The organism is Pseudomonas sp. JL23 (assembly GCF_056933585.1).
This window is the reverse complement of the sequence record NZ_CM167795.1, coordinates 4,707,677-4,730,918: the sequence shown is the minus strand read 5'-3', so window position 1 is coordinate 4,730,918 and position 23,242 is coordinate 4,707,677. Positions and strand designations below refer to the sequence as shown.

General features: G+C 60.6%; 20 protein-coding genes and 1 pseudogene. 12 read left to right on the top strand and 9 right to left on the bottom strand.

What is annotated here, in order from left to right:
• Window positions 1-16 precede the first annotated feature (16 nt).
• On the top strand, window positions 17-523 hold the full coding sequence (locus AC1Z24_RS21825) for a (2Fe-2S)-binding protein (protein WP_259111168.1): 507 nt from the start codon (window positions 17-19) through the stop codon (window positions 521-523).
• The gene (locus AC1Z24_RS21820) at window positions 520-4,077 is read left to right on the top strand and encodes a molybdopterin cofactor-binding domain-containing protein (protein ID WP_483742658.1); all 3,558 of its coding nucleotides are present in this window, start codon (window positions 520-522) and stop codon (window positions 4,075-4,077) included. The genes AC1Z24_RS21825 and AC1Z24_RS21820 overlap by 4 nt, the downstream gene beginning before the upstream one ends.
• A gap of 209 nt (window positions 4,078-4,286) precedes the next feature.
• On the opposite strand, the gene AC1Z24_RS21815 is transcribed toward AC1Z24_RS21820, so the two are convergent.
• The 3 genes from AC1Z24_RS21815 to AC1Z24_RS21805 all read right to left on the bottom strand — a co-directional run bounded on the left by AC1Z24_RS21815 (window position 4,287) and on the right by AC1Z24_RS21805 (window position 7,669).
• Window positions 4,287-4,928 (bottom strand): TetR/AcrR family transcriptional regulator, encoded by a 642-nt coding sequence (locus AC1Z24_RS21815; RefSeq protein ID WP_483742657.1) that lies wholly within the window; start codon window positions 4,926-4,928, stop codon window positions 4,287-4,289.
• Window positions 4,928-6,271, bottom strand: coding sequence for a CDP-diacylglycerol--serine O-phosphatidyltransferase (pssA, locus tag AC1Z24_RS21810; RefSeq protein WP_483742656.1), 1,344 nt, complete (start codon window positions 6,269-6,271; stop codon window positions 4,928-4,930). Before pssA ends, AC1Z24_RS21815 begins: the two co-directional genes overlap by 1 nt.
• Before the next feature lie 240 nt (window positions 6,272-6,511).
• Window positions 6,512-7,669, bottom strand: coding sequence for a glycerophosphodiester phosphodiesterase (locus tag AC1Z24_RS21805; RefSeq protein ID WP_483742655.1), 1,158 nt, complete (start codon window positions 7,667-7,669; stop codon window positions 6,512-6,514).
• Window positions 7,670-7,910: 241 nt separating this feature from the next.
• On the opposite strand from AC1Z24_RS21805, the gene AC1Z24_RS21800 reads away from it, so the two are divergent.
• The 4 genes from AC1Z24_RS21800 (at window position 7,911) to AC1Z24_RS21785 (ending at window position 12,243) form a co-directional block, all read left to right on the top strand.
• Window positions 7,911-9,254 (top strand): sensor domain-containing protein, encoded by a 1,344-nt coding sequence (locus AC1Z24_RS21800; protein ID WP_483742654.1) that lies wholly within the window; start codon window positions 7,911-7,913, stop codon window positions 9,252-9,254.
• A gap of 65 nt (window positions 9,255-9,319) precedes the next feature.
• Window positions 9,320-10,255 (top strand): 2-hydroxyacid dehydrogenase, encoded by a 936-nt coding sequence (locus AC1Z24_RS21795; RefSeq protein WP_483742653.1) that lies wholly within the window; start codon window positions 9,320-9,322, stop codon window positions 10,253-10,255.
• Window positions 10,256-10,460: 205 nt separating this feature from the next.
• Window positions 10,461-11,156: a fumarylacetoacetate hydrolase family protein gene (locus AC1Z24_RS21790; RefSeq protein ID WP_483742652.1), complete on the top strand. Its 696-nt coding sequence runs from the start codon at window positions 10,461-10,463 to the stop codon at window positions 11,154-11,156.
• Window positions 11,157-11,328: 172 nt separating this feature from the next.
• Complete coding sequence (locus AC1Z24_RS21785) at window positions 11,329-12,243, top strand: helix-turn-helix transcriptional regulator (RefSeq protein ID WP_483742651.1); 915 nt, start codon at window positions 11,329-11,331, stop codon at window positions 12,241-12,243.
• Here the strand turns inward: AC1Z24_RS21785 and AC1Z24_RS21780 are convergent.
• Window positions 12,221-13,090, bottom strand: a complete 870-nt coding sequence (locus AC1Z24_RS21780) for a LysR substrate-binding domain-containing protein (protein WP_483742650.1) — start codon at window positions 13,088-13,090, stop codon at window positions 12,221-12,223. The genes AC1Z24_RS21785 and AC1Z24_RS21780 overlap by 23 nt on opposite strands.
• Before the next feature lie 98 nt (window positions 13,091-13,188).
• Between AC1Z24_RS21780 and AC1Z24_RS21775 the strand changes: the two genes are divergently transcribed.
• Together AC1Z24_RS21775 and AC1Z24_RS21770 are read left to right on the top strand one after the other, a co-directional pair.
• On the top strand, window positions 13,189-13,908 hold the full coding sequence (locus AC1Z24_RS21775) for a CTP synthase C-terminal region-related (seleno)protein (RefSeq protein WP_483742649.1): 720 nt from the start codon (window positions 13,189-13,191) through the stop codon (window positions 13,906-13,908).
• Window positions 13,902-14,228, top strand: a complete 327-nt coding sequence (locus tag AC1Z24_RS21770; protein WP_483742648.1) for an antibiotic biosynthesis monooxygenase family protein — start codon at window positions 13,902-13,904, stop codon at window positions 14,226-14,228. The genes AC1Z24_RS21775 and AC1Z24_RS21770 overlap by 7 nt, the downstream gene beginning before the upstream one ends.
• Window positions 14,229-14,347: 119 nt before the next feature.
• Here AC1Z24_RS21770 and AC1Z24_RS21765 read toward each other — a convergent pair whose 3' ends face one another.
• The 3 genes from AC1Z24_RS21765 to AC1Z24_RS21755 all read right to left on the bottom strand — a co-directional run bounded on the left by AC1Z24_RS21765 (window position 14,348) and on the right by AC1Z24_RS21755 (window position 17,305).
• A complete protein-coding gene (locus AC1Z24_RS21765) occupies window positions 14,348-15,766 on the bottom strand; it encodes a short-chain fatty acid transporter (protein WP_259111188.1) in 1,419 nt (472 codons plus the stop codon).
• A gap of 147 nt (window positions 15,767-15,913) precedes the next feature.
• Window positions 15,914-16,570: a CoA transferase subunit B gene (locus tag AC1Z24_RS21760; RefSeq protein WP_483742647.1), complete on the bottom strand. Its 657-nt coding sequence runs from the start codon at window positions 16,568-16,570 to the stop codon at window positions 15,914-15,916.
• Window positions 16,571-16,603: 33 nt separating this feature from the next.
• Window positions 16,604-17,305 (bottom strand): CoA transferase subunit A, encoded by a 702-nt coding sequence (locus AC1Z24_RS21755; protein WP_259111192.1) that lies wholly within the window; start codon window positions 17,303-17,305, stop codon window positions 16,604-16,606.
• Between the two features lie 127 nt (window positions 17,306-17,432).
• Here AC1Z24_RS21755 and AC1Z24_RS21750 point away from each other — a divergent pair, with 127 nt between their 5' ends.
• Together AC1Z24_RS21750 and AC1Z24_RS21745 are read left to right on the top strand one after the other, a co-directional pair.
• Window positions 17,433-18,332, top strand: a complete 900-nt coding sequence (locus AC1Z24_RS21750) for a LysR family transcriptional regulator (RefSeq protein WP_483742646.1) — start codon at window positions 17,433-17,435, stop codon at window positions 18,330-18,332.
• Between the two features lie 64 nt (window positions 18,333-18,396).
• Window positions 18,397-19,696: pseudogene (locus AC1Z24_RS21745) on the top strand (GntT/GntP/DsdX family permease).
• 367 nt (window positions 19,697-20,063) lie between these two features.
• Here the strand turns inward: AC1Z24_RS21745 and AC1Z24_RS21740 are convergent.
• Window positions 20,064-21,272 carry a hypothetical protein gene (locus AC1Z24_RS21740; RefSeq protein WP_483742645.1) on the bottom strand — a complete coding sequence of 403 codons (1,209 nt, stop codon included), beginning with the start codon at window positions 21,270-21,272 and terminating at the stop codon, window positions 20,064-20,066.
• A gap of 359 nt (window positions 21,273-21,631) precedes the next feature.
• Between AC1Z24_RS21740 and AC1Z24_RS21735 the strand changes: the two genes are divergently transcribed.
• Both AC1Z24_RS21735 and AC1Z24_RS21730 read left to right on the top strand, forming a co-directional pair.
• Window positions 21,632-21,907, top strand: coding sequence for a hypothetical protein (locus tag AC1Z24_RS21735; protein ID WP_483742644.1), 276 nt, complete (start codon window positions 21,632-21,634; stop codon window positions 21,905-21,907).
• A 127-nt stretch (window positions 21,908-22,034) separates the two neighbouring features.
• On the top strand, window positions 22,035-22,643 hold the full coding sequence (locus AC1Z24_RS21730) for a LysE family translocator (RefSeq protein WP_483742643.1): 609 nt from the start codon (window positions 22,035-22,037) through the stop codon (window positions 22,641-22,643).
• Between the two features lie 6 nt (window positions 22,644-22,649).
• Here the strand turns inward: AC1Z24_RS21730 and ssuE are convergent, their stop codons facing one another.
• Complete coding sequence (gene ssuE, locus AC1Z24_RS21725) at window positions 22,650-23,231, bottom strand: NADPH-dependent FMN reductase (RefSeq protein ID WP_259111200.1); 582 nt, start codon at window positions 23,229-23,231, stop codon at window positions 22,650-22,652.
• Window positions 23,232-23,242: the final 11 nt, after the last annotated feature.

Sequence of the window (23,242 nt, the reverse complement as noted above, 5' to 3'; positions counted from 1 at the left end):
CACTGGGGAGTGGGGCATGAGTGAGCATCGGCTGGCGCCGGAGAAAACCCTGGCGTTGCGGGTCAATGGCCAGGTCAGCACGGTGACGGCCATGGCCGATACGCCACTGTTGTTGGTACTGCGCAATGACTTGCAGCTCAACGGGCCGAAGTACGGCTGCGGCCTGGGGGAGTGCGGTGCCTGCACGGTGCTGATCGATGGCATCGCCGCAAGGTCTTGCGTATTTCCCTTGAGTGGCGCCGAGGGTCGCGAGATCACCACCCTGGAAGGCATCGGCAGTCGTGAGCATCCGCATCCAGTGCAACAGGCTTTTATCGATGAGCAGGCCGCGCAATGCGGCTACTGCATGAACGGCATGATCATGACTGCCAAGGCCCTGCTTGATCGCAACCCCCATCCCAGTGAAGCCGAAATCCGCAATGAGCTGTCAGCCAACCTCTGTCGCTGCGGCACCCATATCGAAATTCTCCGGGCCGTGCTGCGCGCCGCCCGCCAACCGTCTTGCCCGGATCCACGCCCATGACTGAAGCGACGCCTACCCGTGATCAATTGCTGGCGCGCGACGGCGTGCTGCTGATTGTCGATCAGATTCAGCCGCCGTCCGGCCCCGTAGCCAAAGGTGCGACCGCCCAGCTCAAACCCAGGGAGCTGGGGCTGTTCATTGCCGTCTGTGACGACGGCCGGGTCTATGGTTTCAATGGCCATGTCGATCTGGGTACGGGGATTCGCACGTCGCTGGCGCAAATCGTTGCCGAGGAACTGGATCTGCGCATGGATCAGTTGACCATGGTTCTGGGCGATACCGGCAGCGTGCCCAACCAGGGTGCAACCATTGCCAGTGCCACCCTGCAAATCTCCGCGATCCCGCTGCGCAATGCTGCCGCCGAAGCCCGGCGCTACCTGTTGCAACAGGCGGCAGAGCGTCTGGCGGTGGATATTGCCCGCCTGCGCATCGACGCCGGCGTCGTCCATTGCGCAGACGGGCGACAACTGAGTTTTGCCGAGCTGGTGGCGGGGCAGCATGTCGAGCTGACGATTTCCACGACTGCGCCACTCAAGGCCCTGGAAGATTACCGCCTGGTCGGCAAGGGCGCCGCGCGGGTGGATATTCCCGGCAAGGCCACCGGCGAGCTGACCTACATTCACGATATGCGCCTGCCGGACATGCTCCACGGCCGCGTGGTGCGCCCGCCTTATGCCGGGCTTGATAGCGGCGAGTTCGTCGGCACCAGTCTGCTGGCGGTGGATGAGTCGTCCATCAGCCATATTCCTGGCATCGTCCGGGTCGTGGTAATCGGCGACTTTATCGGTATCGTCGCCCTGCGCGAAGAGCAGGCCGCCAAGGCAGCCCAGGCTCTGCAGGTCAGCTGGAAGGACTGGAACCACAAGCTGCCGGACATGAGAGACGTGGCCCAGGCGATTCGCGATAACCCGAGAGTCGAGCGGGTGGTGCTGGACAAGGGCGATATCGGTACGGCCCTGGAAAACGCCAGTGAACGCATGACCCGCAGCTATCTATGGCCTTATCAGATCCACGGCTCCATCGGCCCGTCCTGCGCCCTGGCCGACTATCACGAGGAGGGCATTCGCGTGTGGTCCGGCTCGCAGAACCCGCACTTGCTGCGCGCTGACCTTGCCTGGCTGCTGGAGTGCCCGGAAGAACGCATCGAGATCATCCGCATGGAGGCGGCGGGTTGCTACGGGCGCAACTGCGCCGATGATGTCTGCGCCGACGCGGTGCTACTGTCCCGCGCGGTAGGCTTGCCGGTGCGGGTGCAACTGACCCGGGAACAGGAGCACCTGTGGGAGCCCAAGGGCACGGCGCAACTGATGGAAGTCGATGGCGGCATCAATGCTGATGGCGGCGTGGCCGGTTATGACTTCCAGACCAGCTACCCGTCCAACGGCGCGCCGACCTTGGCGCTGCTGCTGACCGGGCGGGTCGATCCGGTAGCGACAATGTTCGAGATGGGCGACCGCACGTCGATCCCGCCTTATGACTTCGAGCATATGCGCGTCACCATCAACGATATGTCGCCCATCGTCCGCGCGTCGTGGATGCGCGGGGTGTCGGCGTTGCCCAATACCTTCGCCCATGAGTCCTATATCGACGAACTGGCCTTCGCCGCCGGGGTCGATCCCATCGAGTACCGTCTGCGCTATCTGAACGACGAGCGTGCGGTCGAACTGGTCCGCTCCACGGCGGCCCGTGCCGACTGGGCGCCGCGCACCGCGCCGATGCAGACTGCGGCCGAGGACAATATCCTGCGCGGTCGCGGCTTTGCCTACGCGCGCTATATCCACAGCAAATTCCCCGGTTTCGGCGCGGCCTGGGCAGCCTGGGTCGCCGATGTGGCGGTGGACAAGACCAGCGGCGAGGTTTCGGTGACGCGGGTGGTGATCGGCCACGACGCCGGCATGATGGTCAACCCCGACGGCGTGCGCCATCAGATCCATGGCAATGTCATTCAGTCCACCAGCCGGGTGCTCAAGGAGCGGGTGACCTTCGAGGAATCCACCGTGGCGAGCAAGGAGTGGGGCGGCTACCCGATCCTGACCTTCCCCCAGGTGCCGCAGATCGACGTGATGATGATGCCGCGCCAGAGCGAACCGCCCCTTGGGGCGGGTGAATCGGCGGCGGTGCCCAGTGCTGCGGCGATTGCCAACGCCATTTATGACGCTACCGGGATTCGTTTTCGCGAGTTGCCGATCACCGCCGAGCGGGTGTTGGCGGCTTTGAAAGGCTCGGCGGATATGGCTAATAGCAGTGCGCCCCAATCAGCCAAGAGCAAGCGCTCGAAATGGTTGTTCGGTTCCCTGTTCGCCGCCTTTGGCGCGATCCTCGGCATGGCGGCAACCGCCTTGCCCTGGCGCGCCGAAATCGCCCCGATCAGCCGTCCGGCCAGCGATACCTGGTCGGCGGCGACCCTGGAGCGGGGGCGACTGCTGGCCGCTGTGGGGGATTGCGCGGTGTGCCATACCGCACCGGGCGGGGCGGTGAACGCCGGTGGCCTGGCCATGGAAACGCCCTTTGGCACCCTCTATAGCAGTAATATTACCCCTGACGAAAAGACCGGCATTGGCAGTTGGTCCTATCCTGCTTTCGAACGGGCGATGCGTGACGGTATTGGCCGTGATGGCCGACATCTGTATCCGGCGTTTCCCTACACGGCGTTTCGCAATATCAACGACGGCGATATGCAGGCGCTGTATGCCTACCTGATGACCCAGGAGCCGGTGAGCCAACCGGCCAAGGCCAACGACATGCGCTTCCCGTTCAATTACCGGCCATTGATGGCGGGATGGAATGCGCTGTTTTTGCGTCAGGGCGAGATTGAGGTGCAACCCGGGCGCAGCGCGCAATGGAATCGCGGCGCCTACCTGGTCAATGGCCTGGGCCACTGCGCGGCCTGCCATTCGCCGCGCAACCTGCTGGGGGCGCAGAAGGGCGGCGCGGCGTTTCTTGCCGGCGGTATGGTCGATGGTTGGGAAGCCCCGGCCCTCAACGGTTTGTCGAAGGCGCCGACACCCTGGACCGAAGATCAGTTGTTCAATTACCTGAGCAGCGGTTATTCCGCCGAACACGGTGTCGCTGCCGGGCCCATGGGGCCGGTGGTCAGTGAGCTGGCGAAGCTGCCCAGGACAGATGTGCGGGCCATGGCGGTGTACCTGGCATCCCTCAATGACTCGACCCAGGCGCAACCGCTTGCCGAAGTTGCACCTCAGGTGCAGCCGGTATCCCTGGAGAACGGCCGCCGGGTCTTCGAAGGTTCCTGTCAGGGCTGTCATGCCGATGGCGTGGGGCCAAAGCTGTTTGGCGTCAGCCCGGCCCTGGGCAGCAACAGCAATGTGCACAGTGCGCTGCCGGACAACCTGATCAAGGTCATCCTGCAAGGCATCAGCACCCCGGCGACCCCCGACCTGGGCTATATGCCGGGGTTCAAGGACAGCCTGTCCGACACCCAGATTGCCGAGTTGACGGCCTATCTGCGCAGCCGCTTCGCCCCGGCGCAACCAGCGTGGGAAGGCTTGCAGGGCAAGGTTGCCCATCTGCGGGCGAATCCGGGGACGCATTGATAGTGCAAAGGGTGTGACATGGACGTTGTTTGTGGGACCGGCTTTAGCCGGGAAGGGGGCGTTACATCCACTGGATATCCAGGCTCTGAAGTGACGCCTTCCCGGCTGAAGCCGGTCCCACAAGGTTGTGCAGTTGTGGTCCTACAAGAAGCGCGTTTCAATTCAGATATTGCGTCATTTTTGAGAAGCGTGTTCCTGCTGCTGAGGCCTCAGCCGATCTTCATCACCCCACGCACCACCAGGTCGCTGATAAACGTCAGCCAGTCTTGTTGCGGTTCGCGGGCGTTGAGGTTTTCGTCGAGAAACGAGCTGAGGGTATGGACGTTGGAGTTATAGAAGTAGCAGAGCGAGGCGATCATCAGGTAGACGTGCTTGAGATCGATATCCTCGCGAAACAGCCCCTGCGCCTGACCCGCCTCGATGATCGGCCGCAGCACGCCTACAGCTTCCCCGGACAACCGCCGCAATTCCCCGGATTGGCGCGCATGCTTGCCCTTGTGCAGATTCTCGATGCTGAGGATGGCGACGAATTCCGGGTGGTCGACGTAGTAACGCCAGATAAAGGCCACCAGGGTTTGCAGTGCCTGCACCGGTGCCGAAAGTTCCAGGCGCAGTTGGCTTTCAGCCTTGTTGAATTCTTCGTAGGTGTGTTCCAGCACCTTGATGAACAGTTTCTCTTTACTGGCGAAGTAGTAATAGATCATCCGGTCGTTGGACTGGGCTTCGCTGGAAATCTGCTCGATACGCCCCCCCGAGTAGCCATCGCGGGTGAAGACCTTGATGGCTGCCTTGAGGATGCGGGCGCGGGTTTCTTGCGCCTGTTGTGCGCGGATGCCGGTTTTTTTGGCCACTACAAAATCCGGTAGAGCAGGCGTTCTATGCGTACGCGGCTGACCCGGCGCAGGAAGGTACTGACCGCCGTCGGGTATTCCTTGAGGGTATCGAGTTCGTCGTATTTTTCGACGCGCCGGGTGTTTTGCATCAGACGCTCCAGCTCTGCCGCTCGCGGATCGGCCCATTCAGCTTTGGGATCATCGATCAACAGGGCGTTTTCCAGATCCAGGTTGAAGGCCCGCGGGTTGAGGTTATTGCCGGTCAGCAGGGTATAGCGCTGGTCGCACCACATGCCCTTGAGGTGGAAGGTGTTGTCGCCGTCCTTCCACAGGTGCAGGTTGAGCTGGTTGCGCTTGATCGCCTTCTGATGCTTCTGGGCGAAATGGCGCAGGCTGATTTCGTACAGGTAAGGCAGGGCCGAGATCACCTTGAACGGTTGGTCCGGCGCAATGAAGAAGTCGTTGGCAGTCTTGTCGCCAATGATGATGTCGACCTTGACCCCGCGCTTGAGCGCCCGGTTGATCTCGCGCTTCACCGCCAGGGGCATGTTGAAGTAGGGGGTGCAGATGGTCAGTTGCGTCTCGCTGGCCGCGATCAGGTCGCAGATGGCCCGGTTCAGCGGGTTGCGCGGGCCGACGCCGAGCAGCGGGATAACGCGCATTTCGCCGTTTTCCAGCTCGCCGTGGCGGGTGTCGTAACTGCTGCGCTTGAGGTGGCCGCGAAAGGTCTTGATCTCGCCACGCAGGCTGCGTGAGGTCGGTGGCGATGGCAGGTCCAGGCGGTGTACGGCCCTGGATGGCAGGATATCGCGCTGCACCATCTGCTCGAAGGCATCGGCCAGGGCCGGGCTTTGCAGCAACTGGTAGCGATCCAGGCGGTACTTGTCGAGTTTATGCAGGTAGACGTTGTTGATGCTGGCGCCGGTGTAGATCACGCAGTCATCGATCACGCTGCCCTTGAGGTGCAGGACGCCGAACAGCTCGCGGGTCTGCACCGGCACACCATAGATCGGCACTTCCTGATCGTATTCCAGGTTCTGCGCCTGATACCAGGTCGAGTTACCGGGCTGGCGGCCGGCGCCGATCAGGCCGCGCTGGGCGCGAAACCAGTCGACCAGCACCACCACGTCAAGCTCCGGTTTCGCGGTCTTGGCGGCATACAGGGCATCAAGGATTTCCTGGCCGGCTTCGTCCTGTTGCAGGTACAGGGCGATGATGTAGATGCGCCGGGTAGCGCTGGCGATCTTCTCCAGCAGGCAGCGGCGGTAGTCGGCTGCGGTAGGCAGGATCGAGATTGCATCGTGGCTCAGGGCGAAGCCGCGCAGCGCTGCAAGGGTAGAGCGTCGGAAGTTGGACCGCATAAGCCTCTCGAAGGGGTCAATCAGCAGCGCACGAGCTTACACCAGACTCCGGCGCTGTAGGAGTGAACTTGGTGGGAGCGAGCTTGCTCGCGAAGCTTTTTCTGCCGCTAATTAAGAATGTGCTGCCTGTTCTGCGCTGGAAGCTATGGCCTGTGGGACCGGCTTCAGCCGGGAAGGCGTATTCCCGGCTGAAGCCGGTCCCACATTAGTCCGATGCGTGCTGCTCGACTCAATCAGCCCTTAATAGCCATTACGCTTGAGGATGGTATCGATACTGTCCTTGCTCGGCCGGCCGTAGAACTTCAGCAGCACCGAGGCGCGGTTGGTGAAGAAACCATCGGCGCCCTGAGCCTTGAGGGCCTTGAAGTCGACCGGGTCGTCCACGGTGTAAGGGTGGATCACCAAACCTTTGTCGTGGGCCATTTTGGTCATCCACGGCTTCATCATGTCCATGTAGCTCTGGTCGCCGCCATGGGTAAGTTTCGACGCCGGGCCGATACCGTTGGCGCCGTGGGCCTTGGCCCAGTCCAGCCAGGCTTCAAATTCGGCCGGAGATTTGACTTCCTGAGCCGCGTAGAAACTGGCGTAGTCCTTGTAGCCGGAATCCTTGTAGGCCACGTTGGACTTGGCTTCCATGTAGCCATCACCGATCCACAGCAAGAGGATCTTCGGCACATTGGGCATTTCTTTCTGCAGCAGTTCCAGGCTCGGCTTCTCGAAGGTCTGCAGGATCACCCGGCCCGGCGTGCTGGCGACGCTGACATGGCCCTTGGCCGCTGCCGGACGCTGGCTCAGCCAGCCGCCTTTCTCCAGAACCTTGTGTACATCGGCTTCGATGCCGGGAAACTGCGCCGGAACCTTGGTTTCCACATACAGCCCCGGTTTGTTGGCACCGCCGTCGGCGATGGCCATCACTTCTTCCAGGGTCAGGATCTTCAGGCCGACAAAGCCCGGGCGGGCGCGATCCGGGTAGGCCTTGTTGAACCACGACCCAGCGTCCAGTTGCTTGAGTTCGGCCAGGGTGAAAGTGCTCACCGGGTCCTTGGCGCGCTCCGGGAACACCTCGGCGATGTTGGTGGTGCGGCCGAGCTTGTCATCGTGCAGAGCGATCAACACACCGTCCTTGGTGCGCTGGATGTCCATTTCCAGGTAGTCGGCGCCCAGATCGCGTGCCAGGGTGTAGGAGGCGATGGTTTCTTCCGGGGCATCAAACGATGCGCCGCGATGGCCGATCACCGCAGGCCAGGGCAGGCCCAGCTTGCTGCTGATGATCTTACCAGGGGCTTCGGCGGCCATGGCCGGGGTCGCGCAAAGCAGCGCGCCAGCCAGGGCCAGGCTGGCGAAGGCTTTGGCCAAAGGCGTCTTGTGCAAGGCGGTGAAGGTCGTTCCGTTCAACATGAGGGCAATAGTCCTTGATTGGCGTTCAAAAGCGCTGCGGCGACCAGCATTAGCAGCATCGATACGGGCCAGCAAGCCGCCTGTCGCTCAGTGATCAGTTGTGTCGCGGACGAAGGTATTGTTCAGCAAGGATGATGGCTGAAAGCCACGCAAACGGGCACTATGCCGGTTAATTCCCGGTAGTTTGCTCAACCAATGCGACGGGCGCGTGAACGCTTCAATTTTCCAGGCAGTCCCGATTATGCAAACAGACACAAGCGCGGCCCTGTTGGGCTTCGTCGACATGCTGATGGACGCCATCTGCGTGGTCGACACTGAAGGGCGCTATGTCTATGTCAGCGCGGCGGCCGAACGTATTTTCGGCTACACCCCTGACGAACTGATCGGTCGGCAAATGCTCGACCTCGTTCACCCCGATGACCGTGAGCGCACCCTGGCCGCTGCGGCGGACATCATGTCCGGCAACCCCAAGCTGCATTTCGAGAACCGTTACCTGCGCAAGGACGGCAGCATCGTCCATATCATGTGGTCGGCGCGCTGGTCGGCGGTGGATCGCCTGCGCATTGCCGTGGCTCGGGATATCACTGAGCGCAAGCGCGCTGAGCTGATGCAGGTGGCGCTGTTCGGTATTTCCGAGGCGGCCAATAGTGCCGAGGACCTGCTGGGCCTGTATCGGCATTTGCACGAGATCATCGCCCAACTGTTGCCCGCCCGCAGTTTTTCCGTGGCGCTCTACGACACCCTGCACGAACAGTTGCTGTTCCCCTATCACGTCGACGAGCAGGACCCGGGCCGCAAGGACCCGACCGCCGAAGCCCTGGCCAGCGAAATCACCGCGACCGGCCAGGCAATGCTGCTGTGCCCGTGGCATCGCGAGGGCCTGCCGCAGCACCTGAACAGCCTGGTCAACGCCGATTCCCTGTGCTGGCTGGGCGTGCCGCTCAACACCCAGCACGGCACCATCGGTGCGCTGATGATCAAGAGCCATTCCGGCGGCGCGCCTTATACCGACAAGGATAAGGAGTTGTTGCAGTTTGTCTCCACTCAGGCGGCCGCAGCCATCGAACGCAAGCAGATGCATGAGCGCTTGCAGCACATGGCGCAATACGATCAATTGACCCGCTTGCCCAACCGTATGCTGCTGCATGAGCACCTGCTCAGTGCCCTGAGCCGGGCCCAGGCCAGTCAAGGCTTGCTGGCGATGCTGTATCTGGACCTGGACAAGTTCAAGCTGGTCAACGACACCTTCGGTCACGCCGCCGGGGATCTGCTCCTACAGGAAGTCGCCTCGCGTCTGAGCCAGTGCGTACGCGAATCCGACACTGTGGCGCGAATCGGTGGCGACGAGTTCGTGGTGCTGCTGGAGCGCATCAGCAAGGTTGAGGACGCCGCCCTGGTGGCGGAGAAAATCCTTGAAAAAATGAATGTGCCCATGCTGTTCGGCGACAGCGAGTGGCCGATCCGGCCCAGCATCGGTATCGCCCATTTTCCAGGCAATGCCGCTGACCTGACCCAGCTGTTCAAATACGCCGATGAGGCCATGTATCAGGCCAAGAAAGCCGGGGGTAATCGCTTTCAGGATTGAGCAACAGCTCTAAGTCGCGCTACTGTCACATTTTGTGACCTCTTTAGCCCTGCCTGGAGCAATGCATGACAACCTCGGTGCTGGTGTTGGTGGAAAACCTCAATGCGTATTTGCCAATCCTCGAACACAGCGGTTTCCAGCTGATTCTGGCCCAGACCCCGGCCGCCCGCGCCGAAGCCCTGGCGACCCGACGCGAAGATATTGCCGCCGTGGTCACGCGCGGGCCATTGGGTTTTTATGCCGCAGAAATGGACGCCTTGCCCAACCTGCGGATCATCTGCGTCAGTGGCGCCGGATACGAGAACGTCGAGCTGCCCGCTGCCGAAGCCCGAGGCATTACCGTGACCAATGGTGCCGGGGTCAACGCCTCCACCGTGGCCGATCACACCCTGTCGCTGTTGTTGGCTCTGGTGCGGGACATCGCCCAGGCCGATGCCTCGGTGCGTCGTGGCGAATGGCGCAAGCTGATCCGCCCATCCTTCGAAGGCAAGCGCATCGGTATTCTTGGCCTTGGCGCGGTAGGCATGGCGATTGCCCGACGGGCACTGGGTTTTGGCATGTCGGTCAACTACCACAGCCGTTCGCCGCGTCAAGACGTCGACTTTCACTATTGCCCGTCGCCTTTGGCCCTGGCACTGGAGTCGGACTTTCTGATTCTCGCGACTCCGGGCGGCGCCGGTACGCGACATATGGTCAATGACCAGGTGCTTGAAGCCCTCGGCCCGGAAGGCTTTCTGGTCAATATCGCCAGGGGCAGCGTGATCGATACCGCCGCCCTGATCGCCGCCCTGCAACAGCGGCGTATTGCCGGGGCAGCCCTGGACGTGTTCGATGACGAGCCTCGGGTCGATGATGCCTTCAAGACGCTGGACAACGTGCTGCTGTCGCCCCACGTAGGAGGTTTCTCGCCGGAAGCGTCGGAAGACAGCGTGCGCTTGGTGGGCAAGAACCTCGCGGCTTACTTTGCCGGTGAACCGGTGCTGACGCCGATCCATAGCTGAGTTGTTTCGTCCAAAAGTGTGGTGGTTACGTACAAGCCCGTGCAACGCGGGCCGTTCACAATGGCACTCATGACGTTGTGGGACCGGCTTTAGCCGGGAACAGGCCGATATAGGCGCTGGATTTCTATCGTCTGCGCCGCCGCCTTCCCGGCTAAAGCCGGTCCCACAAAAAGCATCTTGAGTTCATTATCGAAGAGAGCGGACCATGACTGAATTTGTAATTGCCCCCGTTGCCACCCCATCCCTGGCGGTAGACGGCACTGCCGAGCGTTTCCCCATTCGCCGGGTGTTCTGTGTCGGCCGTAACTACTCCGAACACGCCCGTGAAATGGGCCACGATCCGGATCGCGAGCCGCCTTTCTTCTTCATGAAACCTGCTGATGCCGTGGTCCCGGCTGAAGGTCGTATTGCCTATCCGCCGCTGACCCAGGACCTGCACCACGAAGTCGAGTTGATCGTGGCCATTGGCAAGGACGGCGTCGATATCGACCCTGAAAATGCCCTTGAGCATGTCTGGGGTTACGGCGTCGGTCTGGACCTGACCCGTCGGGACTTGCAGGCCCAGGCAAAAAAAATGGGCCGGCCATGGGAGTTCGCCAAGGCGTTTGACCAGTCCGGCCCGGCGACGCCGCTGTTGCCGGCCAGCCGTATCGGTCACCCGGACAAAGGCCTGGTCTGGCTCGACGTCAATGGCGAGCGGCGCCAGCGCGGCGACCTGGCGGATCAGATCTGGTCGGTCAAGGATGTGATCGCTTACCTGTCGCAATCGGTGGGCCTCAAGGCCGGCGACCTGATTTACACCGGTACGCCGGCGGGCGTGGGCGCCTTGCAGCAGGGTGATGTAGTGACGGGCGGGGTTGAGGGCGTCAGCCAGTTTTCCCTGACTATTGGTACTCGCTAAACGATGTAGGACCGGCTTTAGCCGGGAAGGCAATATCACCGTCGGCAGAAATGTATCGATCATGTCTACGCCCTCCCGGCTAAAGCCGGTCCTACACTGGTCTTTCGCTGTCCTACACAGACTGCGGCTCATGCCCTACCATGCATCGGTCAGGGCCCAGTGAGCTTCAGAGATGGTTGATTTATCCCGTGTCCCCACCTACGACATGCAGCAACGCAGCGATCGTCCGGATTTCTATATCCGTGACAAGTCAGCGCGCCCGGCCCTGACGTCGCCCCATCGGCATGAGTACTTCCAGATCCAGATCAATCTGGGCGGCGACACCGTGCAGCATATCGGCGGCGCAGTGCGGCCGTTTCCGCGCAATACCCTGGCCTTTATCCTGCCCCATCGCCTGCATGTGATCCCGCATCCGGAAGACGGCAATTTCGTCCTGATCAACTTCTCTCAGGAATTTTTCCTGCAGCAGATGCAGTGCGATCCGCTGGATCTTGAAGACGTTTCCATCAACGATGCGCCGGAGCTGGCGCCATTCCGTTTTCAGGAACACCTGGACTTCATCCTCGACGACCAGGCTTTCGCGGCGATCTTGCAGTTGCTGGAAGCCATGCGCGAGATCGACCGTGAACGCCACCTGGGTTCGGGGCTGATTCTGCGCGGTTTGTTGCTGCAACTGATCGGCCAGGTCTGCAACCTGTTTCATGAGCCGCTATGGGCCCTGTCGGCGAGCAAGGCGCACAAGCGCGGGCGGCGGGATGCTCTGGGGCGGGTGATGGACTATATCCGCGAGCATATTGCCGACCCCGGTATGACCCTCAAGGACGCTGCGGCGGCTGCGTTTCTCTCGCCCAACTACCTGACCCACCTGCTGCGCAAGGAAACCGGCCACACCTTTTCCGAACTGGTGCTGGAGCGGCGCATGCGTCTGGCCCGCACCCACCTGATGAACAGCACCCAGCCCATCAGCCATATCGCCCAGGCCTGCGGTTTTGCCGACGAAGCTTACTTCTCCCGGCGCTTTCGCCAGGCCAACGGCATGCCGCCGGGGCAGTTCCGGCGCAGTCTCAGTGCGGCGCCGACAACCTGATATTACGGGTCAGCTCGCTGAACAGCGTCGCCACCGAGCGCAGGGCGCGGCAATCGGGGCGGGTCAGCAGCCAGAGCGCCGTGTCGTAGCCTTGCAGCGGTTCGCTCAGGCACTCCAGGTCACTGAGCAGAAAGTCCGGCAGGGCCGCCACGCCCATTCCGGCGCGGACCATTTCCGTCACCGTGATCATCGAGTTGCAGCGATAGCTCGGCACCACACCCGGTAGCGCCTGCCGACGCCAGGCCACGGTCTCGTGATCGGGCAGGAAATCGTCGGGGGCGATCCAGTCCATGGCAGCCAGGTCGCGATGCCCGCAGCGTTGCAGATAGGCGGCGCTGGCGCAGACCACAAAACTCACGCTGCCAAGACGATTACCTACCAGATGCTCCGGTGGCGTGCTGGTCAGGCGCATGGCGATGTCGGCGTCGCGGCGGCTGAGGTTGGCGAAAGCGCTGGACGTGGTCAGCTCCAGACGCAGGGCCGGGTAGCGCGGCATGAAGCGGCTCAAGGCGGGCAGCAAAAGGCTTTGCAGCATGGTCCCGGCGCAGGTCAGACGTACCGTGCCGCTGACGGTTTCCCGGCCGTGCTCAAGGCTGATCTGCGCCAGCTCCAAGGCTTGCTCGGCACTTTCCGCCTGTTGCGCCAGAGCCAGCGCGGCCTGGGTCGGTTGATAACCGCTGCGATTCTTTTCGAACAGCGAGGTGCCCAGCGCCGCTTCCAGCTTGCGCGCCGAGCGAAAGACCGTGGAAACGTCGACCTTGAGCAGTTCAGCCGCACGGGCCAAGGTTTTACCCCGCACCAGGGCGAGGATCAGGCAAAGGTCGGAGTGATTGATTCGATAGTGCATGGCTGCATAGATCGCTTGTCTGAATGCCAATTTTTAATGCGCAGGCGCAATCATATAGTTCCCCCCGAAAGACAGCCAATACAACATCGGGGTAGGACATGAGCGGCATAGGGCGGGAAGTGCGGGTGGCATTGGTTGGCGAGCAGAACCGCGGCGTGGCAGCGCATCGGGCGATTCCCGTGGCGCTGGAAGGGGCGGCCAGACTCGCCGGGATCAAGTTGTCGGCGCAGTGGCTGGGCACCGAGAGCATTGGCGATGCGCGGGTTCTTGAAGGTTTCGACGGTATCTGGTGCGTGCCCGCCAGCCCCTATCGGAACATGGGCGGTGCGCTGACGGCGATTCGTTATGCCCGTGAGCGGCAGGTAGCGTTTCTCGGTACTTGCGGAGGATTCCAGCATGCGTTGATCGAATACGCCCGTAACGTGCTGGGTTGGGTCGATGCCGAGCACGCCGAGACCAGCCCGGAAGCCGGGCAGGCAATCATCACACCCCTGGCCTGTGCCCTGGTCGAGGCCTCGGCGGCGATTCGTTGCACGCCTGACTCCCGCCTGGGCAGGGCCTATGGCGCGAAAGAGATCGTCGAGCGCTACCGTTGCAGTTATGGCCTCAAGCCAGGGATCGAAGCCGCGCTGATCGAGTCCGGCATGCTGATCAGCGGGCGCGACCCGGTGGGCAGCGTGCGGGCAGTAGAGTTGCCGGGTCCGGGGTTCTTCGTCGCTACCCTGTTTCAGCCGGAACAGGCCGCGCTTCAAGGCCAGGTACCGCCGCTGGTTTCGGCGTTTGTCGCGGCGTGCGCAGGGGAGGGCTCGTCATGCTGACGGCGACCTTTGCCACGCCTTACTACGCGGTGATCTTTACCTCGCTGCGGGTAGATGACGACGGCCAGGCTTACGAGGAGGCGGCGCAGCGCATGGTCGGGCTGGCTCGCGAGCAACCGGGCTTTCTCGGGGTGGACTCGGCCCGGGGCAGCGATGGCCTGGGCATTACCGTGTCGTACTGGAGCAGCGAAGCGGGTATTGCCGCATGGAAAAACCACGCGGAGCACAGCGAGGTTCGGCAGCAGGGGCGGGCGAGTTGGTATCGCGCGTTCACGACCAGAGTCTGCAAGGTGGGGCGTAACTATGCTCAAAATCCCTGACCTGGAATGAAATCCCGTATTGCAAATGCACAAATAAAAACGCCGAGGGTCGTGGCCTCGGCGTTTCCATTTCAGCGATTCACCGCTTGCAGCTTGCCGCTAAAAGCTCGCAGCTGAATCTAAGGCATTACCGGCGGTATATAGGCCAGGGTAGTACCGAGGAACCACAGCAGGAACAACACCAGCGGTGTATGCACCAGCAATTGCACGAAGGAGAAACCGATCAGGTCGCGTGCCTTGAGGCCCAATACGCCCAGCAGCGGCAGCATATAGAACGGGTTGATCAGGTTCGGCAGCGCTTCGGCAGCGTTGTAGATCTGCACCGCCCAGCCCAGGTGGAACTTCAGGTCGTTGGCCACTTGCATCACATACGGCGCTTCGATGATCCACTTGCCGCCACCGGACGGAATGAAGAAACCGAGGATCGCCGAGTACACGCCCATCAGCAGCGCATAGGTGTCATGGGAGGCGATGCTGGTGAAGAAGGTGGAGATATGGTGCGCCAGGGTCTGGGCGTCGCCGCCTTTGACCGTGGTCATCAGCGCGGCGATGGAGCCGTACAACGGGAACTGGATCAGTACGCCGGTAGTGGTCGGTACGGCGCGGGCCACGGCATCGAGGAAGCTGCGCGGGCGCCAGTGCAGCAGGGCACCGGCCATGATGAACAGGAAGTTGTAGGTGTTCAGGCCGGAAATTGCGGTGATCGCCGATTTGGTCGAGAACTCGTTGAACAACCAGCCAGCGGCCAGCAGCACCATCAGAATGATCAGCAGCGGACTGTATTCCAGCCATTCGCCCGGACGCGAGCGTGGCGCCAGTGGTGGCAGGTTGAAGCTTGGGTCGACGCCGCAGGCCTTGGCATCACGGGCGCTGTTCGGGCCGGGTGCGGTGGCGTAGGCGACGATGATCGAGATCACCACCAGCGCGGCCAGCATGACGCCGGACTGCCAGAGGAAGATGGTTTGGGTGAATGGAATCACCCCGGTGATCGCCAGAATCGATGGCGGCAGGCTGGCCGGGTTGGCCTGCAACTGCGCAGCCGACGACGACAGGCCCAATGCCCACACGGCGCCAAGGCCCAGATAGGCAGCGGCACCGGCGGCGCGGTAGTCCATCTTCAGGTCGGTGCGGCGGGCGAGGGCGCGAACCAGCAGACCGCCGAAGACCAGAGACAGGCCCCAGTTCAGCAGTGACGCGACCATGGAAATCAGTGCGACCCAGGCCACGGCCGAGCGGCCGTTTTTCGGGATTCGCGCCAGGCGGTCGATCAGCTTGACTGCCGGTGGCGAGCTGGCGACTACATAGCCGCCGATGACCACGAAGGCCATTTGCATGGTGAAGGGAATCAGGCTCCAGAAACCGTCGCCAAAGGCTTTGGCGGCATCAGCGGGCTTGGCGCCCATGGCCAGGGTGCCAACGGTGACGATGACGACAGCCAGGGCGGCAAACACCCACGAGTCAGGGAACCAGCGTTCGGCCCACTTGGCGCAGCGCAGGGCAAATCGGGCATAGCGGCTTTCTTCAATATCAGCGGCCACGTGTATTACCTCTTTTGGAATTATTCTTGAAGGGTTTCTAGTTATTGGCAGTGCGACGCAAAAACGGTTGTAGCTAAAACGCAGGCTGCCCCTTCGTATCCGAAGAGGCAGCCAGACGCAGCATGAATACCCAGCGTTACAGCGGTATCAGAAGCTCATTTCCACGACATCGTCCGGCACGATCAGCTTGCCGGCGGTCTTGGCGATGATCTCTTCGACGCTGACCCCTGGCGCTCGCTCGCGCAGGATGAAAGCACCGTTTTCGATTTCCAGGTAGGCCAGGTCGGTCAGTACCTTGCGGATGCAACCGGCACCGGTCAGGGGCAGGCTGCAGCGCGACAGCAGCTTGGATTCGCCGTCCTTGGAGGCGTGGGTCATGGTGACGATGATGTTGTCGGCACCGGCCACCAGGTCCATCGCGCCGCCCATGCCCTTGATCAGCTTGCCAGGGATCATCCACGAGGCGATGTTGCCCTCGACGTCCACTTCGAAGGCACCGAGAACGGTCAGGTCGACATGGCCGCCACGGATCATCGCGAAGGATTCGGCGGAGGAGAAGATCGACGCGCCTTTGCGGGCGGTCACGGTTTGTTTGCCGGCGTTGATCATGTCGGCATCGACGGTTTCTTCTGTGGGAAATTCGCCCATGCCGAGCAGGCCGTTTTCCGATTGCAGCATCACGTCGATGTCATCGGGTACATAGTTGGCCACCAGGGTCGGGATGCCGATACCGAGGTTGACGTAGTAGCCGTCCTTCAGTTCGCGGGCGACGCGCTGGGCCATTTGTTCGCGGGAAAGTGCCATGGTCTGAAATCTCTTTGTTGTTATGGACAGTGATCAGGCTTTCTTCAGGGTGCGCTGTTCGATGCGCTTCTCGAAGGTGCCCAGGATCACGCGATCGACATAGATGCCAGGGGTATGGATTTCAGTCGGCAGGAGCACGCCCGGTTCGACGATTTCTTCCACTTCGACCACGGTAATACGGCCTGCGGTGGCCACGACCGGGTTGAAGTTCTGCGCGGTGTGGCGGTAGACAACGTTACCGAAATGGTCGGCTTTCCAGCCCTTGACGATGGCGAAGTCACCGGTGATGGCTTCTTCCAGGATCACGTTGCGGCCGTTGAACTGGCGGGTTTCCTTGCCGTCGGCAACGGGGGTGCCGTAACCGGTGGCGGTATAGAAAGCGGGGATGCCGGCACCACCTGCGCGCAGTTTTTCTGCCAGGGTGCCTTGGGGAGTGAGTTCGACTTCCAACTCGCCGTCGAGCAGTTGGCGCTCGAACAGGGCGTTTTCGCCGACGTAGGAGGAGATCATCTTGCGGATCTGCCGGTCTTCCAGAAGGATGCCGAGGCCGAAACCGTCGACGCCGCAGTTGTTGGAGACAACGGTCAGACCCTTTACGCCCATGCGTTTGATCTGGGCAATCAGGTTTTCCGGGATGCCGCACAGGCCAAAGCCACCTGCCAGTACGGTCATGTTATCGGTCAGCCCGGCGAGGGCCTCTTCGTAGGTTGCAACTCGTTTGTCGAGTCCGGCCATGATGATCTGCCTTTTTTATTGATTAGTGACCGACAAGTCTGTCGGTGGGGCGTTGGTTGCATCTTCTCTCGCAGGCAATGATTTGTTAATTTTGTTTTTGTGATCAATTGATAAGAAAACTAAATATATGAACGTCAAGCAACTGCGTGCATTTCTGGCCGTGGCCCAGAGCCTGAGCTTTGCCCAGGCCGGAGAGCGCCTGCATCTGTCGCAACCGGCCCTGAGCCTGACGATCAAGGCTCTGGAAGAAGACCTGGGCGGCCAGTTGCTCAGCCGCACCACCCGCAGCGTCAGCCTGACCCCGGAAGGTGAAACCCTGCTGCCACTGGCCCGGCAACTGCTGGCTGACTGGGACAATACCGAGGAATTGCTGCGTCAGCGTTTCACTTTGCAACTGGGGCGGGTCTCGGTGTCGGCCATGCCGTCGTTTGCCGGGACTTTGCTGCCTGCGGCGCTCAAGGTCTTTCGCGGGCGTTTCCCGCGGGTCAATGTGGCGGTGCACGATGTGATCAACGAGCAGGTGCTGGAAATGGTCCGCCATCGCCGGGTCGAACTGGGCATCGGTTTCGAACCGGAGTCTAGCAACGAGCTGCTGTTCACGCCGTTCTACATGGACCGCTTCGTTGCCGTGGTGCCCAAAGAGTCGCCATTGGCCTTGCGCAAGGACCTGACCTGGAGTGATCTGCTCAAGGAGGACTTCATCGCCTTGCAGCGTCCCTCTGCCGTGCGTCTGCTGCTTGAGGAACATGTTCAGGCGCAGCACGGCAAGCTCTCTGTGGCCTTTGAGAGTCATCAACTGTCGACAGTGGGCCGTATGGTCGCCAATGGCCTGGGGGTCAGTGCGGTGCCCTCACTGTGTATCCAGCAGATGCAGGAGTTGGGCGCCTGTTGCGTGGCCCTGTCCGAGCCGCGTATCGAACGACGCATCGGTTTGATGATGCTGGCCGATCATCAGCTCTCGGCCGCCGCCCAGGCCCTGCGCGAGGTCTTGATCGAATGTGCCCATAATCCGGGAGAGACCCTTTAGTTAGAGGGGTGAAGCCAACTTTTATGTAAAGAATTTCCTGTAATCGTTAGGTGACAAGGTATCGATCATCTACTGTCTGGTGGCCATTGCCACCATCATCGTGTTGATCAGCCTGACCAAGCTTGCCCCCCTTTCTCTCGATCCTCATTGGTACTTTCATCGCCGATATTGGCGCTGGTCTGCCCGCTGAATCGGTGGCCAAGGCGTCCAGCAAAGGCGCGGGTGGCATTCTTGGCGAGGCCGGGATCATCATTGTCCTGGGCGCCATGCTCGGTGCGCTGATGGCCGAGTCCGGTGCTGCCGACCGCATTGCCAGTACCCTGCTGGGGCTGGGCAAGGGGCGCATGCTGCCCTGGGTCATGGCGCTGGTGGCCATGCTTATCGGCTTGCCGCTGTTCTTCGAAGTCGGCCTGGTGATGATGGTGCCGATCATCTTCGTCATGGCCCGTCGCTCCGACCAGCCGCTGCTGAAAATCGCCATCCCGGCCCTGGCGGGGATGACCACCTTGCATGCCTTGATGCCACCACATCCGGGGCCATTGATTGCGGTGAGCGCGCTGCATGCCGACCTGGGCCTGACCATGCTTCTGGGTTTCTGCATCGCGATTCCGGCGGTCATTCTGGCCGGTCCGCTGTATGGCAACTGGTTGTCCAAGCGTCTGCATATCGAAGCGCCTGCCGAGTTGGGCGAACTGTTTTCGGCCAAGCCTGAAGCCAAGCGCCAGCCGAGCTTTGGCGTGTCGCTGCTGATCATCCTGCTGCCGGTCATCCTGATGCTCGGCAGTACCCTGGCCAAAGTGGCCATGGAGCCGGAAAGCAACGTTGCCTTGACCCTGAAATTCCTCGGCGAGCCCTTGGTTGCCCTGGGCCTGGCGGTGATTGCCGCGGTGATCTGCCTGGGTTGGGCCAATGGCATCTCCCGGGAACAGGTGGGCGGTACGCTGCGTAAGAGTCTGGCGCCGATTGCCGTGCTGTTGCTGACCATTGGTGCCGGTGGCGGCCTCAAGCAGACCCTGCTCGATGCCGGTGTCAGCCATACCATCAGCAAGGTCGCCGAAGGCGCCCATATGCCGTACCTGCTGCTGGCCTGGCTGATCGCCGTGGCGCTGCGTCAGGCGACTGGCTCGGCGACGGTCGCAACCACCACCACGGCGGGTATCCTTGCGCCGATGATGGCAGGCCTGGCGGCGACGCAGAGCTCTCTGGTGGCCCTGGCCATCGGTGCCGGTTCGGTATTCTTCTGCCACGTCAACGACGCCGGCTTCTGGATGGTCCGTGAATACTTCGGCCTGCAACTGAAACAGACCATCGTATCGGCGGTGGGGCTGGTCGGGATGTTGCTGTTGTGGCATTGGTTGACGTGATTTAAGAACGATGTGTCCTGACGCGCGCGGCAGGAACAACGGATTGCGAGGTGGGAGCCAACGTGTTGGCGAGACGGTTTGACGCGGTGTATAGGTCTGACGCCTCGCGAACAAGTTGCTCCTGCTGGCGATGTCTTCAATTCCAGAGTATCAATCATGGCACTTTCTATAGTGGTGCATTTTCACCCTTGCTCGCGAAGGCATGGTTAATGTCCTAACACTATATCGGATGTGCCAAGGGTTCTTATGAGCAAGTCGGAATGCTCAACGTTCCAACAACGCGTCCTGGACTTTTCGCACTAACGCGGGTTGTCCATTGCAGCATTTTTGTCGTGGGTGGAGTGCCTTTGGTGATCGGCAGAGACCGCTACGGCAAATAACGTGCAAGTCTGAGTCCGGCGCTAGAGCCTACCGCATCCCCCGATACCAGGATCCGTCCGTCTTGTTGAAGTTGAATATGACGTAGCCCATCAAACGAATTCGGATTGAGATTGGGTGTTTGCACCATACCGTCTACACCAAAGTCCTTATCTCGTATGCCGTTGCTCAGGAAACGCATCAACGTGGTACCGGATTGCGCACTGCTGCCAAAGGATCCGCCCAGAGATACAATTTTGCCATCAACTTGTATAGCGACTGCGCTATCGGCATTTCCTGATGCGCCAATTTTCGTCACGAGTGGCTGTCCACCATTGAACGACGTGTCCATGTCACCACTCGCCTCTAGTCGCGCAATCCACGCCTGTTGTGAGCCGACTCTCCCCGTTGAACCTACTACGATGATTTTTCCGTTATTTTGTAAGGCCGAACGGGTCACTTCAGCAAAATCTTCTAACCCTGCTTGATCAAAGTAGACGTGCCCAGCGTTCCCAAAGCTGGCGTCCGGCCTGCCGTTGTCACCGTAACGAGACAGCATTGCCTTACCCTGACGAGAGCCGGAAGTCAGAAACTTCCCATCGGGCTGCATAGTCAGGCGGAATGCACTGGAGAAGGATGGGAATTCATATGAGAAACCGCCTGAACCAAACGTTGAGTCCAGCGTGCCGTCGGGTTCGAGACGTAACAGCAACGTGTCTATGTTGTTGAAGTCATATATCGCCCTTGCCAAAGCAACAATTTTGCCGTCCTGCTGGATGGTCAGGTCTCTCACTTCATCCGCGAAGCTGAGATTCAGATTGATCAGCATAATACCGTTATTACTTCCGAAGCTAGTGTCCGGCAGTCCGTTCTGAGTGAGTCGTGCAAACAGGAGGACAGTGGAGTCGAGCGACGATTCAAGGTTGCCCGCCAAAACGATTTTGCCGTCGTGTTGCAAGACAAAAGAGACAAACACGCACTTTTGGCCAATGCCTAGCGTCGTGGTGACAACACCAGCATTACCAAAGCCAGGGTCCAGGGTGCCATCTGTCATACGCTGGGTGATGATTATATTGTCGGGGGCAGACAAGCCTATTGACAGGAGTTTTCCGTCAGGAAGCAATAAAGACTTACCGCTGTAAGGGCCTTGAAGAAATACTTGGCCACCGCTTCCGAAGCTGGGATCGAGGTCGCCTGAGTTATTGGGTTGATTGGTCATGTCCGTTGTGCTCGAGATGTTTTGTTAGTTCGAGTTTGATATCAGGCTCAAACACCTTTCATGAGGTCAAATTGAAATGATCAGCCCGAGCTCTGAGGATCAAATATAGATTTACTGTAGGTGATAACTACGGTTGGCAGGTGGCCGATGGTCGACGATCACCTACTAATTGGCGATAAAGTAGTTATCTATTTGTTATTAATGTATGGGCCATATAACGCGAGCCAGGTGACGCCGAGCTGGTTTGACGAACACTTGCCCTGCCAATATCGACTATCGAGCGCAGTGATTTCTGCCAGAACGGCCTCGGGCGTAGCCTAGGTTCATTCCCGAAATGAACCGAATTCAGAGGCTGCACAATGAACCGTCTTCTCACTCTCGCCATGTTGCTCAGCGTTGCCCTCGTGACTGGCTGCTCCACCCACAATCCGGTGGAACTGCGTCCTTACACCGCCGAAGAAACCCATCAGTTGGCCCTCGAAGACCTGAACCGTCGCGGTTTGTCGTTTGATGAGTATCAGGCTCAGAAAGCCCGCTTGATGGCCCGGCCGCAGATGCAAGCTGTGCACGAATTCGATAATCGTGGCGAAGTCAGCGTCGATAGCGGCGTCATCAAAGCCGATCGCCAAGGCTAAAACAGTCGTTGTGAAATTTGATTTTAATCAAAACTGTACTGGTTAAAGTTCGCTGAACTGTCCATGTGTTTTCGGGATGCGCTTCGCTACGGTGATCGGCCTGATTGATTGAACCCTGGACTTGTAGATGCCGCTCTCCCTTGATCTGCTTCTGGCATTCGCCCTGTTTGCCTTTGTCACCTCAGCCACACCCGGCCCCAACAACACCATGTTGCTGGCTTCGGGGGTGAATTTCGGATTCAGCCGTACCATTCCCCATATGCTGGGTATCAGCATCGGCTTCTTCGTCCTGGTGTTGGCAGTGGGCTTCGGCCTGGGCACGGTGTTCCAGACCTGGCCGGTGCTCTACACATTGCTGCGTTATGTCGGCGCGGCCTATCTGCTGTATCTGGCGTGGAAAATCGCCACCTGCGGCCCGGCTTCGGAATCCTCCGACAGCAGCGGCAAACCCCTGACCTTTATCGGCGCCGCGCTATTTCAGTGGGTCAATCCCAAGGCCTGGATCATGGCTATTGGCGCCATCAGCACCTACACGCCCATGCAGGGTTACTTCACCAATGTCGTGGTGATTTCGGCGGTATTCGCCCTGATCAACCTGCCCAGCGTAGGGATGTGGGCCGGCTTCGGCAGCCTGTTGCGCAATGTACTGCGCAACCCGCGGGGGCTGCGCCTGTTCAATTGGGGGATGGCGACGTTGTTGGTGCTGTCGCTGGTGCCGTTGTTGCTGGAGCACTGAAGGGCGTTACAACGCCAACCGCAAGTGCCCACCCGCCTGGATCTGCCGGGCCTGATGGCGTCGCTGCAAGCCATGCTGGAAATGTTCCAGCCCTTCATGCAAGCGCTGGGTAAGGATTTCGTCGAGGGTGCCGCCCTGTGGATTGTCGCCGTAAGTGATCTGGGTATCGATGGCGAAGATGCCGTGCAGCACTTCCTGGCACTTGAGTGCTGACAGCACCGGCTTGAGCGCGTAATCCACCGCCAGCATATGGGCCATGCTGCCGCCGGTGGCCAGTGGCAGGACTACCTTGCCCAGCAGCGAGCGTTCGGGCAGCAGGTCGAGCAGGGTTTTCAGGGCGCCGGAGAACGAGGCCTTGTACACCGGCGTGGCGATCAGCAGACCATCAGCCTGGCTCACCGCTTCGATAAAAGCTTTGACCTGAGGGCTGTCGAAACGGGCGAAGAGCAGATCTTCGGCGTTGAAGTCGCGAATGCGCAGGGTACTGACTTCGACGCCCTGGCTTTCCAGCCAGCGCGCGGCATGAGCCAGGACCACGCCGGAGCGGGATTTTTCGGTGGGGCTGCCTGAGAGTGAAACGACCAGCATGGGCTTTTGTC

Bases quoted from the DNA above. Each gene is read 5' to 3' on its own strand.
- AC1Z24_RS21750 (WP_483742646.1), top strand. From the start codon at position 17,433: ATGAACGTCAAGCAACTGCGTGCATTTCTGGCCGTGGCCCAGAGCCTG.
- AC1Z24_RS21785 (WP_483742651.1), top strand. From the start codon at position 11,329: ATGGTTGATTTATCCCGTGTCCCCACCTACGACATGCAGCAACGCAGC.
- AC1Z24_RS21740 (WP_483742645.1), bottom strand. From the start codon at position 21,272: ATGACCAATCAACCCAATAACTCAGGCGACCTCGATCCCAGCTTCGGA.
- ssuE (WP_259111200.1), bottom strand. From the start codon at position 23,231: ATGCTGGTCGTTTCACTCTCAGGCAGCCCCACCGAAAAATCCCGCTCC.
- AC1Z24_RS21795 (WP_483742653.1), top strand. From the start codon at position 9,320: ATGACAACCTCGGTGCTGGTGTTGGTGGAAAACCTCAATGCGTATTTG.
- AC1Z24_RS21775 (WP_483742649.1), top strand. From the start codon at position 13,189: ATGAGCGGCATAGGGCGGGAAGTGCGGGTGGCATTGGTTGGCGAGCAG.
- AC1Z24_RS21825 (WP_259111168.1), top strand. From the start codon at position 17: ATGAGTGAGCATCGGCTGGCGCCGGAGAAAACCCTGGCGTTGCGGGTC.
- AC1Z24_RS21770 (WP_483742648.1), top strand. From the start codon at position 13,902: ATGCTGACGGCGACCTTTGCCACGCCTTACTACGCGGTGATCTTTACC.
- AC1Z24_RS21800 (WP_483742654.1), top strand. From the start codon at position 7,911: ATGCAAACAGACACAAGCGCGGCCCTGTTGGGCTTCGTCGACATGCTG.
- AC1Z24_RS21805 (WP_483742655.1), bottom strand. From the start codon at position 7,669: ATGTTGAACGGAACGACCTTCACCGCCTTGCACAAGACGCCTTTGGCC.
- AC1Z24_RS21760 (WP_483742647.1), bottom strand. From the start codon at position 16,570: ATGGCACTTTCCCGCGAACAAATGGCCCAGCGCGTCGCCCGCGAACTG.
- AC1Z24_RS21755 (WP_259111192.1), bottom strand. From the start codon at position 17,305: ATGGCCGGACTCGACAAACGAGTTGCAACCTACGAAGAGGCCCTCGCC.
- AC1Z24_RS21780 (WP_483742650.1), bottom strand. From the start codon at position 13,090: ATGCACTATCGAATCAATCACTCCGACCTTTGCCTGATCCTCGCCCTG.
- AC1Z24_RS21820 (WP_483742658.1), top strand. From the start codon at position 520: ATGACTGAAGCGACGCCTACCCGTGATCAATTGCTGGCGCGCGACGGC.
- AC1Z24_RS21790 (WP_483742652.1), top strand. From the start codon at position 10,461: ATGACTGAATTTGTAATTGCCCCCGTTGCCACCCCATCCCTGGCGGTA.
- pssA (WP_483742656.1), bottom strand. From the start codon at position 6,271: ATGCGGTCCAACTTCCGACGCTCTACCCTTGCAGCGCTGCGCGGCTTC.
- AC1Z24_RS21735 (WP_483742644.1), top strand. From the start codon at position 21,632: ATGAACCGTCTTCTCACTCTCGCCATGTTGCTCAGCGTTGCCCTCGTG.
- AC1Z24_RS21730 (WP_483742643.1), top strand. From the start codon at position 22,035: ATGCCGCTCTCCCTTGATCTGCTTCTGGCATTCGCCCTGTTTGCCTTT.